The 12006-nt window shown below is 70.6% G+C and carries 11 protein-coding genes; 6 read left to right on the top strand and 5 right to left on the bottom strand.

The window, feature by feature from the left end; genetic code table 11:
- The coding region (locus tag ACM2XV_RS07975; protein ID WP_487026550.1) for a multifunctional oxoglutarate decarboxylase/oxoglutarate dehydrogenase thiamine pyrophosphate-binding subunit/dihydrolipoyllysine-residue succinyltransferase subunit at nt 1–3416 on the top strand (3416 nt) is incomplete at its 5' end.
- A gap of 204 nt (nt 3417–3620) precedes the next feature.
- On the opposite strand, the gene ACM2XV_RS07970 is transcribed toward ACM2XV_RS07975, so the two are convergent.
- Nucleotides 3621–3863: a zf-HC2 domain-containing protein gene (locus ACM2XV_RS07970; protein ID WP_344775055.1), complete on the bottom strand. Its 243-nt coding sequence runs from the start codon at nt 3861–3863 to the stop codon at nt 3621–3623.
- Nucleotides 3860–4471 carry a sigma-70 family RNA polymerase sigma factor gene (locus tag ACM2XV_RS07965; RefSeq protein WP_344775360.1) on the bottom strand — a complete coding sequence of 204 codons (612 nt, stop codon included), beginning with the start codon at nt 4469–4471 and terminating at the stop codon, nt 3860–3862. Before ACM2XV_RS07965 ends, ACM2XV_RS07970 begins: the two co-directional genes overlap by 4 nt.
- Nucleotides 4472–4596: 125 nt before the next feature.
- Between ACM2XV_RS07965 and aroA the strand changes: the two genes are divergently transcribed.
- From aroA to bcp, 4 genes are read left to right on the top strand one after another with little or no spacing between them, the layout of a single operon-like run.
- Nucleotides 4597–5973 carry a 3-phosphoshikimate 1-carboxyvinyltransferase gene (aroA, locus tag ACM2XV_RS07960; protein ID WP_487026549.1) on the top strand — a complete coding sequence of 459 codons (1377 nt, stop codon included), beginning with the start codon at nt 4597–4599 and terminating at the stop codon, nt 5971–5973.
- A complete protein-coding gene (gene rsgA / locus ACM2XV_RS07955) occupies nt 5970–7052 on the top strand; it encodes a ribosome small subunit-dependent GTPase A (RefSeq protein WP_487026548.1) in 1083 nt (360 codons plus the stop codon). The genes aroA and rsgA overlap by 4 nt, the downstream gene beginning before the upstream one ends.
- 8 nt (nt 7053–7060) lie before the next feature.
- Complete coding sequence (locus ACM2XV_RS07950) at nt 7061–8056, top strand: LacI family DNA-binding transcriptional regulator (protein WP_344775061.1); 996 nt, start codon at nt 7061–7063, stop codon at nt 8054–8056.
- Between the two features lie 9 nt (nt 8057–8065).
- Nucleotides 8066–8551, top strand: coding sequence for a thioredoxin-dependent thiol peroxidase (gene bcp, locus ACM2XV_RS07945; RefSeq protein ID WP_487026547.1), 486 nt, complete (start codon nt 8066–8068; stop codon nt 8549–8551).
- Nucleotides 8552–8611: 60 nt separating this feature from the next.
- Here the strand turns inward: bcp and ACM2XV_RS07940 are convergent, their stop codons facing one another.
- Nucleotides 8612–8980, bottom strand: a complete 369-nt coding sequence (locus ACM2XV_RS07940; protein WP_487026546.1) for a hypothetical protein — start codon at nt 8978–8980, stop codon at nt 8612–8614.
- Between the two features lie 246 nt (nt 8981–9226).
- Here ACM2XV_RS07940 and ACM2XV_RS07935 point away from each other — a divergent pair, with 246 nt between their 5' ends.
- Complete coding sequence (locus tag ACM2XV_RS07935) at nt 9227–9475, top strand: WhiB family transcriptional regulator (protein ID WP_120789842.1); 249 nt, start codon at nt 9227–9229, stop codon at nt 9473–9475.
- Nucleotides 9476–9655: 180 nt separating this feature from the next.
- Here the strand turns inward: ACM2XV_RS07935 and ACM2XV_RS07930 are convergent, their stop codons facing one another.
- Both ACM2XV_RS07930 and ACM2XV_RS07925 read right to left on the bottom strand, forming a co-directional pair.
- Complete coding sequence (locus ACM2XV_RS07930; protein WP_487026545.1) at nt 9656–11158, bottom strand: sensor histidine kinase; 1503 nt, start codon at nt 11156–11158, stop codon at nt 9656–9658.
- Nucleotides 11142–12006 (bottom strand): CpaE/TadZ family protein (locus ACM2XV_RS07925; RefSeq protein ID WP_487026544.1); only part of this gene is annotated, 865 nt, incomplete at its 5' end. The genes ACM2XV_RS07930 and ACM2XV_RS07925, both read right to left, overlap by 17 nt.

The raw sequence follows: 12006 nt of genomic DNA, 5'->3' as shown, positions 1-12006 counted from the left end.
GCACGACGTCCGTCGCGCCCAAGCCGACCCCGGTCCCGGCCGACGCCCCGGCCGTCGCCCCGAAGAACGACGGGCCGGCCGAGGCCAACGAGGTCACTCCGCTGCGGGGCATGTCGAAGACGCTCGCCGCCAACATGGACGTGAGCCTGACGGTGCCCACCGCGACGAGCGTGCGCACGATTCCGGCGAAGCTGATGATCGACAACCGCATCGTCATCAACAACCACATGGCCCGCACGCGCGGCGGCAAGGTCAGCTTCACCCATCTGATCGGGTGGGCGCTCATCAAGGCGCTGAAGCAGTTCCCCAGCCAGAACGTCTTCTACGACGTGATCGACGGCAAGCCCTCAGTCGTGAAGCCCGCCCACATCGGCCTCGGCATCGCGATCGACCTGCCGAAGCCCGACGGCACGCGCTCGCTTCTCGTCCCCGCGATCAAGCGCGCCGAGACGCTGGGCTTCACCGACTACCTCGCCGCCTACGAGGACCTCGTCAAGCGCGCCCGCGGCAACAAGCTGACGGCCGACGACTTCTCGGGCGCCTCGGTGAGCCTCACCAACCCGGGCGGCATCGGCACCGTGCACTCCGTGCCGCGGCTCATGAAGGGCCAGGGCTGCATCATCGGCGCCGGCGCCCTCGAGTACCCCGCCGAGTTCCAGGGCGCGAGCCCCGAGACCCTCAACGACCTCGGCATCTCGAAGACCATCACCCTGACGAGCACCTACGACCACCGCGTCATCCAGGGCGCGGGCTCCGGCGAGTTCCTCAAGATCGTGCACGAGCTGCTGGCCGGCGGCCAGGACTTCTACCAGGAGATCTTCGCCGCGCTGCGCATCCCCTACGAGCCGATCCTGTGGGCGCAGGACATCAACGTCGACCTCGCCCACCAGGTCAACAAGACGGCGCGCGTGCACGAGCTCATCAACTCGTACCGGGTGCGCGGTCACCTGATGGCCGACATCGACCCGCTCGAGTACAAGCAGCGCACCCACCCCGATCTCGAGATCGCGAGCCACGGCCTCACCTTCTGGGACCTCGACCGCAAGTTCGTCGCGGGCGGCTTCGCCGGCAACTACGGCGAGATGAAGCTGCGCGACATCCTCGGCGTGCTGCGCGACTCGTACTGCCGCACCGTCGGCGTCGAGTACATGCACATCCAGGACCCGGCCCAGCGGCGCTGGTTCCAGGACAAGCTCGAGCGCCCCTATGTGAAGCCCGGGCACGACGAGCAGCTGCACATCCTCACGAAGCTCAACGAGGCCGAGGCCTTCGAGACCTTCCTGCAGACCAAGTACGTCGGCCAGAAGCGGTTCAGCCTCGAGGGCGGCGAGTCGACGATCCCGCTCATCGACGAGCTGCTGCAGGGCGCGGCGGATGCCGGGCTCGACGGCGTCGCGATCGGCATGGCCCACCGCGGGCGCCTCAACGTGCTCACCAACATCGCGGGCAAGACCTACGGCCAGATCTTCCGCGAGTTCGAGGGCGAGTTCGACCTCGCCGGCACCGGCGACGTGAAGTACCACCTCGGCACCGAAGGCACCTTCGTCTCTCCCGACGGCAAAGAGGTTCCGGTCTACGTCGCGGCGAACCCGAGCCACCTCGAGGTCGTCAACGGCGTGCTCGAGGGCATCGTGCGTGCCAAGCAGGACAGGCGCCCCGCTGGCACCTACACGACGCTGCCCGTGCTCGTGCACGGCGATGCGGCGCTCGCCGGCCAGGGCATCAACGTCGAGGTGCTGCAGATGTCGCAGCTGCGCGCGTACAAGACCGGCGGCACGATCCACGTCAACATCAACAACCAGGTCGGCTTCACGACGTCGCCGAGCGAGGCGCGCAGCTCCGTGTATTCGACGGATGTCGCAAAGACGGTCCAGGCGCCGATCTTCCACGTGAACGGCGACGACCCCGAAGCGGTGGTGCGCGTCGCGAAGCTCGCGTTCGAGTACCGCCAGGAGTTCGGCCGCGACGTCTTCATCGACCTGATCTGCTACCGCCGCCGCGGTCACAACGAGGGCGACGACCCGTCGATGACGCAGCCGCTCATGTACGGCCTGATCGAGGCGAAGCGCTCGACCCGCAAGCTGTACACCGAGGCGCTCGTCGGCCGCGGCGACATCACGGAAGAGGAGTACGAGGAGGCGCATCGCGACTTCCAGGCCCGCCTCGAGCGCGCCTTCGCCGAGACGCACGAGGCGCAGACCTCGCCGATCCCCGTCGTCACGCAGCTTCCGAAGAACGACGAGTCGGCGACCGGCGAGCTCGAGACGACCGGCGTCGCGGAATCCGTCGTGCGTGCCGTGGGCGACGCCTTCGACAACGTGCCCGACGGCTTCACGGTGCACAAGAAGCTCACCTCGCTGCTCAAGAAGCGCGTCGACATGAGCCGCCAGGGCGGCATCGACTGGGGATTCGCCGAGCTGATCGCCTTCGGCTCGCTCGTGCTCGAGGGCACCGCCGTGCGCCTCGTCGGCCAGGACTCGCGGCGCGGCACCTTCGCGCAGCGCCACGCGGTCTTCCACGACCAGGTCAACGGGCAGGAGTGGGTGCCGCTCGCGAACCTCGCCGAGAACCAGGGCCGCTTCTGGGTCTACGACTCGCTGCTCTCCGAGTACGCGGCGATGGGCTTCGAGTACGGCTACTCGGTCGAGCGCCCCGACGCCCTCGTCCTGTGGGAGGCGCAGTACGGCGACTTCGCCAACGGCGCCCAGAGCGTGATCGACGAGTACATCGCCGCCTCCGAGCAGAAGTGGGGCCAGCGCTCGTCCGTCGTGCTGCTGCTGCCGCACGGCTACGAGGGCCAGGGCCCCGACCACTCGTCGGCGCGCATCGAGCGCTACCTGCAGCTCGCCGCGCAGAACAACATGACGATCGCGCGGCCGTCGACGCCGGCGTCGTACTTCCACCTGCTGCGCCGCCAGGCATACGCCCGCCCGCGCAAGCCGCTCATCGTGTTCACCCCGAAGGCGATGCTGCGTCTGCGCGGTGCGACGAGCGACCTGTCCGAGTTCACCTCGGGCCGCTTCCAGCCGGTGATCGACGACCCCGATGTGAGCGACAAGGGCGCGGTGCGCCGCGTGCTCGCCTGCGCCGGCAAGATCTACTACGACCTGAAGGCCGAGCTGGCGAAGGCGCCCAACCCGCAGATCGCGGTCGTGCGCCTCGAGCAGTTCTACCCGCTGCCCAAGCAGGAGCTCGTCGGCGTGCTCGACAGCTACCCCAACGCCGAGGTCGTGTGGGTGCAGGACGAGCCCGAGAACCAGGGCGCGGCCCCCTACTTCGTCGATGCGGCGCGCCGCGCGGGCAAGCGCGACATCTCGGTGGTCTCGCGCCCGGCGTCCGCCTCGCCCGCCGTCGGCACGGCCAAGCGCCACGCGGTCGAGCAGTCGAAGCTGATGGCGGATGCCCTGACCGTCTGACCCTCGTACGCGAAGGGCCCCGGTTCCTTTGAGGAACCGGGGCCCTTCGTCGATCCGAGCCGCCGCCATCCGTGCCCGCGCTGCTCGGATCCTCTCGACGCTGTCCGGATCCGAGCAGCGCGAAGCGGATCCGAGCAGCGCGATCACGCGGCCGGCCGGCCATCACGGACCCGCGGGCACCGCGGGCCCCGCGATCAGCGCGCGCTACGCGTGCGTCTGAAGCGCCCGCAACTTGGTGAGCACCTGCACGCGCAGCTCCTCTGGCGCGGTCTCGCGGCAGGCCCGCTGCACGGCCTCGATCAGCACGACGCCGACCTTGTGCTCGCCGGCGCAGTCGGCGCAGGTGGCGAGGTGCTCGCGGATGTCGGCGGCATCGTCGGCCTGCAGCTCGTGGTGCAGGTATTCCTCAAGGTCCTTCTTGGCTTTGTCGCAGCCGCAGTCGGTCATCGTGTACTCCTGGCAGGTGGGGTCTGTGCGGCGCTCCCCCGGTCGCGCGCGTAGTCGGAAAGCAGATCGCGAAGCATCCGCCGGCCACGGTGCAGGCGGCTCATCACGGTCCCGATGGGTGTCTTCATGATGTCGGCGATCTCCTGATAGGAGAAGCCTTCGACATCGGCGAAGTAGACGGCCATCCGGAAGTCCTCGGGGATGGCCTGCAGCGCGTTCTTGACGTCGGAGTCAGGAAGGTGGTCGATCGCCTCCGCCTCGGCGGAGCGGGCCGCGCGGGCGGTCGTCGACTCCGCGCCACCGAGCTGCCAGTCCTCGAGATCCTCGATGGGGGTCTGGTACGGCTCGCGCTGCTTCTTGCGGTAGTTGTTGATGAACGTGTTCGTCAGAATGCGGTACAGCCACGCCTTGAGGTTGGTGCCCTGGTGGAACTGCGCCCAGGCCGCGAAGGCCTTCACGAAGGTCTCCTGCACGAGGTCCTGCGCGTCAGACGGGTTGCGCGTCATGCGCAGGGCCGCCGCATACAACTGGTCCATGAAGGGAAGCGCCTGCTCTTCGAAGCTCCGCTCCGCGGGAGTGTCGCTCGAGAGCTCGAGGTCGTCTGTCATCGCGGCCAATTCTACGGCCCAGGCATCCGTCGCTTCGCTGCCGACGACGGGCCGCTCGATGAGCGCTGATGCGGGCACTGGCGTCCTTTCGTTGGTGCGATCAAATCCTCGATATCCTGCAACCGATGCAGTTCCGCACCTATTCCGCGCCCGAGTTCGATCCGTACGGCGACAGCCGCCAGACCGAGACCTCCGAGCTGTGGGCGGCGCCGTTCGCGGGCGCGCCCGTCGACGCCGACTTCGCCCTGCCCGGCTCCAAGTCGCAGACGAACCGCGAGCTGGTGCTCGCCGCTCTCGCCGACGCGCCCTCGGTGCTCACCGCTCCCCTGCACTCGCAAGACAGCGACCGCATGGTCGAGGCGCTCGCGGCGCTCGGCACGGGCGTCGAGCGGATGCCTGAGCCGGGCCCCTTCGGGCCCGATCTGCGCATCGTCCCGGCCGCCGAGCTCACCGGCTCGACCACGATCGACGCGGGCCAGGCCGGAACGGTCATGCGGTTCATCCCGCCGGTCGCCGCCCTCGCCCTCGGCCCCGTGACGATCGACGCCGACGAGTCGGCCCGGGGCCGCCCCATGCACGCCATGGTCGACGCGCTGCGCGCGCTCGGCGTGGACCTCGCCGACGAGGGCCGTGCCGCCCTGCCGTTCACGGTGCACGGCACCGGCCGGGTCGCCGGCGGCGAGATCACGATCGACGCGTCGAGCTCGAGCCAGTTCGTGTCGGGGCTGCTGCTGTCTGCGGCGCGCTTCGAGAACGGGCTCGTGCTGCACCACGCGGGCGAGCGCCTGCCAAGCATGCCGCACATCGAGATGACGATCGCCGCCCTCGCGGCCCGCGGCGTCGAGGTCGAGACGCCTGAGCTCGGCACCTGGGTCGTGAAGCCGCAGCCGGTCGGCGCGCGCGACGCCGCGATCGAGCCCGACCTGTCGAACGCCGCGCCGTTCCTCGCGGCGGCGGTCGCGACGGGCGGTCGCGTCACCATCGGCAACTGGCCGGCCAAGACCACGCAGGTCGGCGCCGACCTCGCGAGCTATCTGCCGCTGTTCGGGGCCGAGGTCGCCCTCGACGGCGACCGGCTCACGGTGCGCGGCACGGGCGAGATCCGCGGTGTGACGCTCGACCTCTCCACCGGCGGCGAGCTCGTGCCCGCCCTCGCGGCCCTCGCCGCTCTCGCCGACGGCCCGAGCGAGTTCACGGGCATCGGGCACATCCGCCACCACGAGACCGACCGCCTCGCCGCGCTCGTCGCCGAGATCAACGGCCTGGGTGGGAAGGCGACCGAGCTCGAGGACGGGCTGCGCATCGAGCCCGCCGAGCTGCACGGCGGCGTCTGGAAGTCGTACAAGGACCACCGCATGTCGACCGCGGGCGCCCTGATCGGGCTGCGCGTCGCGGGCGTCGAGGTGCACGACATCGGCGCGACGGCGAAGACGCTGCCGCAGTTCCCCGAGCTGTGGCGCCGCATGGTCGCCGGGCCCGAGCACGGAGTCCTGCCCGCTTGAGCTGGTGGTCCGACGACGAAGACGACGACGAGCCGTACGGCGAGTACGACGAGTCGTCCGTCCGCGTCAGGCCCAACCCGAAGGGCAACCGACCGCGCACCAAGCAGCGCCCCGAGCACGGCGACGCCGTCACGGGCCGAGTGCTCGCCGTCGACCGCGGCCGCTACACGGTGCTGCTCGATGAAGACGAGCCGAGCGAGCATCAGCTCACGGCATCCCGCGCCCGTGAACTGCGCAAGCAGGCGATCGTCACCGGCGATCGCGTCGACCTCGTCGGCGACACCACCGGCGGCGAGGGCACGCTCGCGCGCATCGTGCGCATCGGCGAGCGCACGACCCTGCTGCGCCGCTCGGCCGATGACACGGACGCCGTCGAGCGCATCATCGTCGCCAACGCCGACCAGATGCTCATCGTCATCGCGGCCGCGAACCCCGAGCCGCGCGTCCGCCTCGTCGACCGCTACCTCGTCGCCGCCTACGACGCGGGCATCGAGCCGCTGCTGTGCATCACCAAGACCGACCTCGCCGACCCTGCGCCGTTCCTCGCGAACTTCGGCGCCCTCGACCACCTCACGGTCTTCACGAGCTCGCGGGGCGCCATGCCGACCGCCGAGCTCGCGGCCGCGCTCGTCGGCCATACGACGGTCGCGGTCGGGCACTCCGGCGTCGGCAAGTCCACCCTGGTCAACGCGCTCGTGCCCGACGCGAACCGCGCGACCGGGCACGTGAACGAGGTCACGGGGCGCGGCCGCCACACATCGAGCTCGACCGTGTCGCTGCGCGTCGAGACGGATGCCGGCCGCGGCTGGATCATCGACACCCCCGGTGTGCGCAGCTTCGGTCTCGGGCACGTGGACCCGGCCAACATCCTGCGCGGATTCCCCGACCTGTTGGCGCTCGCGCAGGAGTGCCCGCGCGGCTGCACGCATCTGCGCGACGCCCCCGACTGCGCGATCGTCGAGGCCGTCGAAGAGGGGCGGCTGGGCCCCGCCGGCGCGGTCCGCCTCGACTCGCTGCAGCGCCTGCTGCAGACCCTCGCCCCGGGGGTCGGGGGCCAGAGCGGCGAGGAGGGCCGCTAGTGGCCCGCGTGACCATCGCGGACATCGCCGAGCGCCTCGGCCTCTCGAAGGCATCCGTGTCGTACGCCCTCAACGGCCAGGCCGGCGTGAGCGAGCAGACCCGCCAGAAGGTCGTCGCGATGGCCGCCGAACTCGGGTGGCATCCCAGCTTCTCGGCACGCGCCCTGTCGCGCTCGCGCGCCGACGCGATCGGCATGGTGCTGCGCCGCGACCCGGCCCTGCTCGGCACAGAGCCCTATTACATGCGACTGCTCGAAGGCGTCGAGGACGTGCTTTCCGAGGCCGGGCAGAGCCTGCTGCTGCGCATGGTCGGCACCACCCCCGGCCGCGACACCGCCGTGTACGAGCGCTGGGCCGGCGAGGGCCGCGTCGACGGCGTCATCGTGCTCGACCGCGCGATCGACGACCCGCGCCCCGCGCTGCTCACGCGGCTCGGCCTGCCCTTCGTGCTGCACGGCGTCCTGCCCTCTGGGGCGGGCGAGCGCATCGAGGACCAGCATCGCGACGCCCAGCTGATCGTCGCCCACCTCGATGAGCTCGGGCACCGCCGCATCGCGCACATCACCGGCCCCCTCGGCCTCGCGCACGAGGTCGACCGCCGCACCGCCGTGCGGCACGAGAGCACCGCCCGGGGCATCGCCGTGGAGTTCGCCGAGGCCGACTACACCTTCGACACGGCGCACGCCCGCGTGCTCGAGCTGCTCTCGTCAGGCATCCGGCCCACCGCCCTCGTGTTCTCGAACGACGTGATGGCCGTCGCCGGCCTGCGCGCCCTGGCCGATGCCGGCGCACACGACGTCGCGGTCGTCAGCTGGGACGACTCGATGCTGTGCCAGTTCTCATACCCGACGGTCACGGCGCTCGAGCGGTACCCCGACCGCGCCGGGCGGCGCAGCGCCGCCATGCTTCTCGAACTGCTCGACGGCCGCAGCTGGAGCACCGCCGCGCCGAGCCCGAGCACCCTCGTCGTGCGCGAGACCAGCACGCCCGCGCCGCGGCCTTAGGGTCGAAGGGTGACTTCTGCTCCCGTTGCCGGCCGCCTCTCGGCGGGCGACCCCGCGCCCGCGTTCTCCCTTCCCGATGCCTCCGGAACCACCGTGTCGCTCGCCGACTTCGCCGGTCGCCACGTGATCGTCTACTTCTACCCGGCGGCGCTCACGCCCGCCTGCACGACGCAGGCCTGCGATTTCCGCGACGGGCTCGCGACGCTCACGGATGCCGGCTATGCGGTGCTCGGCATCTCGAAGGATCCCGTTGCGACGCTCGCGAAGTTCGCCGAGCAAGAGCACCTCAACTTCCCGGTGCTCTCCGACGAATCCCTCGAGGTGCACCGGGCCTACGGCGCCTGGGGCGAGAAGCAGCTGTACGGCAAGACCGTCACGGGGGTGCTGCGCTCGACCTTCGTCGTCGGGCCCGACGGAGCCCTCGAGCACGCCCTCTACAACGTGAAGGCGAAGGGGCACCTCGGCATGCTGACGAAGAAGCTCAAGCTCGCGTGATGGCGGGCGGGTTCGGCGCAGTCCGCCCCGCGGGTCGACTCGGCGCAGCCGAATGGAGACCTACGCCGCGTTCCCACGCAGCGCGCGTGTGACGCCCGGGGTCAGCACCAGCACGATTCCCGCGAGCCCGAGCGCGAGCAGCACGACCCCCTCGAGCGGCCCGGCGAGCAACCCCTGCAGAGCGCCGACGCCGACCACGAGCTGGATGATCTGCCACACGATCGTGAGGCCGCGCGACCAGCGCTTCTCGAGCCACACCCCGACGGCGGCGAGACCGACCCACAGGAATCCGATCACCAGGCACGCGATAAATGCGAAGCCGTCGGCTTCGACCTGAGCACCGTGCGTCGCGAACTGCACTATGGTGAGTGCGGTTGCACCGAGCACCAGCACCGCCTCGACGCCCAAGACCACCGCGAGCGCCGTCACGGCGCCGCGGGATCCCTTATCAGATGCGGGTTTCCGGCTGGTGTTCACAGTGTTATCCCACTCAAAACTCTTGATCTGGCTCTTGCCCCCATGGGAGGATACAGGGGTCCGGTTAATCGCTCACGGGGCTGTGGGCAGGTCAAAAATCCCCACGATCTTTCGGCCCTGATCCGGTCGTCATCACTGCCGACGAGGCGACAACCCGAATGCCTGCGTCTGCTTTCATGCAACAAAAGGAGCATCCCCATGGACTGGCGCGACAAGGCCGCATGTCTCACCGCTGACCCCGAGCTGTTCTTCCCGGTCGGCAACACGGGCCCTGCCGTCGACCAGATCGAGAAGGCCAAGCAGGTCTGCGGCCGTTGCCCCGTCACCGAGGTCTGCCTGCAGTACGCCCTTGAGACCGGCCAGGACTCGGGCGTCTGGGGCGGGCTGTCCGAAGACGAGCGCCGCGCACTCAAGCGCCGCGCCGCGCGCGCCCGCCGCTCGGCCTAGCGCGTACCGGCGCCCCGGCGGCCCAGCGCCGCTACCCTCACCCGGCGAGCGGCCCCGACGCCGTCACATGGCTACGCACGACACCTAGAACGCACGATTCCGCGTACGCGCGGGGTGCATCGGTACGCGCGAGCGTGCGGAATGCGCGCCGCGCCTACGGCCGTACGCACCCGGCGCGCCTCAGGCGCCGGCGGAACCGTTGGTCAGGAACCGCAGCGGGATCTCCACCGTCACCTCGGTGCCGGTGCCCATCATCGTGTGCCAGTCGATCGATCCGCCCAACTCGCCCTGAATGAGGGTGCGGACGATCTGCGTGCCGAGGCCCGCACCGACCTTGCCCTCGGGCAGGCCCGTGCCGTCGTCGACGATCTTCACCGTCAGCTGCTCCTCGCTGCGCTCGGCGATGATCTGAACCTCACCAGAGCGGTCGGCGAGGCCGTGCTCGACGGCGTTCGTCACGAGCTCGGTGAGTGCGAGCGCGAGAGGGGTCGCCGCCTCGCTCGGAAGCACCCCGAAGCGGCCCTTCTTCACGGGGCGCACCGAGGTGTTGTGCCCCGCCGCGACCTCGGCGACGAGCAGCAGCACGCGGTCGAACACGTCGTCGAAGTCGACGGCCTGCGCGAGTCCGGTCGACAGCGTGTCGTGCACGACCGCGATCGCGGCGACGCGGCGCTGCGCCTGGCCGAGCGCGTCTTTCGCCTCGTCGGAATGCGAGCGACGCGCCTGGATGCGCAGCAGAGAGGCCACCGTCTGCAGGTTGTTCTTGACGCGATGGTGGATCTCTCGGATCGTCGCGTCCTTCGTGATCAGCTCGCGCTCCTGATGGCGCATCTCGGTGACGTCGCGCACGAGCACGATCGCGCCGACGCGCTCGCCCCGGTTGCGGATGGGGATGGCGCGCAGCGAGACCGTCACCCCGCGCACGTCGATGTCGGTGCGCCACGGCGCCCGACCCGTCACCACCAGGGGCAGGGATTCGTCGAACGCGGTGTGCCCCGTGAGCAGCTGCGTCGTGACCTCGGCGAGCGACTCGCCCTCGAGCTCGTCGGTGAATCCGATGCGGTTGAATGCCGAGAGGGCGTTCGGGCTCGCGAAGGTCGTGATGCCCTCGACGTCGAGCCGGATGAGGCCGTCGGACGCGCGCGGTGCGCCACGACGCGGACCGCTCGGGGCGCCCAGGTCGGGGAAGTCGCCCGAGGCGATCATCGCGAACAGGTCGTTCGCGCAGTCGTTGAAGGTGAGCTCTTGGCGGCCGGGGGTGCGCGCCTCGCTCAGGTTCGTGTGGCGCGTGAGCACGGCGATCGGCGAATCGGTCGTCTTGGCGCTGCCTGCACCGAGGCGGCGCAGCACCGGCACGGCGCGCACGCGGGTCGGCGTCTCTTCGTACCACTCGGGGGCACTCGAATCGACGATCTGCCCCGTCTCGAACGCCTCGGTCACCTGTGTGCGCCACTCGGGGCGGATCTTCTGCCCGACGATGTCGCGGTAGAACAGCGTCGCCGCGCTCGATGGGCGCGAGTGCGCGACGGCGATGAACCCGTCTTCGGTGGGAACCCACAGCACGATGTCGGCGAAGGCGAGATCGGCGAGCAGCTGGGCGTCGCCCACGAGCATGTGCATCCACTCGATGTCCTCGGGGGTGGAGCGCCCGTGGGCGATGACGAGGTCACTGAGGGTCGACACCCGACAATTCTATGGTCGGCCGCGACGCGGCCACCGGGGCCGGCAGAGAGGCTCGCGCATGCTTCGAGCGGATGCCTCGACGGCGGCTCGGCTGAGGGGTCGCCGGCAGACCGAGCAGCGCATCGTGCACGAATCCACGAATCTCCTCGCGCGCTGCGGAGCGCGGAGCCGCGATCGCAAGCGGCGCCGCCGCCAGCATCGCAGCGTCGAAGGCCGGCGCATCGTCGGGGATGAGCGCCGCGGGGGCGATGCCGCCGAAGCGCTGCAGGGCCCCGCTCACCTGCCCGGCGGGGTTCCCACCCAGAACGGAGGCGCGCAGCCGGTTCACGACGAGACGGTGGCGGGCGCCCGGGGCTGCGGCCACGGCATCCGCCCAGCCGCGCAACAGCCGCGACAGCCCGAGTGGGTCCGCGAGCCCGACGGCGACGAGCTGCGTCGCGTGCTCGAGCACGGTCAGGGTCGCCGCATTGCGCCGCGGGGCGAACAGATCGCTCGCGATCTCTTCGTCGGCCTCGAGGTTGAAGCCGACGTCGACGACGACGTGGTCGAACCAGCCCGCGGCCGCGTCGACGACGCGCCCCACCCGCTCGCTGCCGAGCTCGGGCCAGCGGCTCGCCCGGGCGATGCCGGTGAGCACGGCGAGCGCGCCCGGCGGCATCGGCACGTACTGCGCGACGCGGTCGAACTCTGCCCGGGTGAGGGCGTCGTTCCCGGCGAGGCGGCACGCGGCGGCGAAGCCCGGCGTCTCGTCGAGCAGTCCGAGCCATGGTGCGACGGCGCCCCCGTAGCTGTCGGCATCGATGAGCGCGACACTGCCGCCGAGCAGAGCCAGCTCGGCCGCGACCGAG

It is taken from the genome of Gryllotalpicola sp. CP2-P1 (assembly GCF_057512245.1).
The sequence above is the reverse complement of the archived record's forward strand: the minus strand, read 5'-3'. Positions and strand labels throughout refer to the sequence as shown.

Excerpts from the sequence above, each read along its gene's own strand:
- ACM2XV_RS07970 (WP_344775055.1), bottom strand. The coding sequence starts at position 3,863 with ATGACCGACTGCGGCTGCGACAAAGCCAAGAAGGACCTTGAGGAATAC.
- ACM2XV_RS07965 (WP_344775360.1), bottom strand. The coding sequence starts at position 4,471 with ATGACAGACGACCTCGAGCTCTCGAGCGACACTCCCGCGGAGCGGAGC.
- aroA (WP_487026549.1), top strand. The coding sequence starts at position 4,597 with ATGCAGTTCCGCACCTATTCCGCGCCCGAGTTCGATCCGTACGGCGAC.
- ACM2XV_RS07935 (WP_120789842.1), top strand. The coding sequence starts at position 9,227 with ATGGACTGGCGCGACAAGGCCGCATGTCTCACCGCTGACCCCGAGCTG.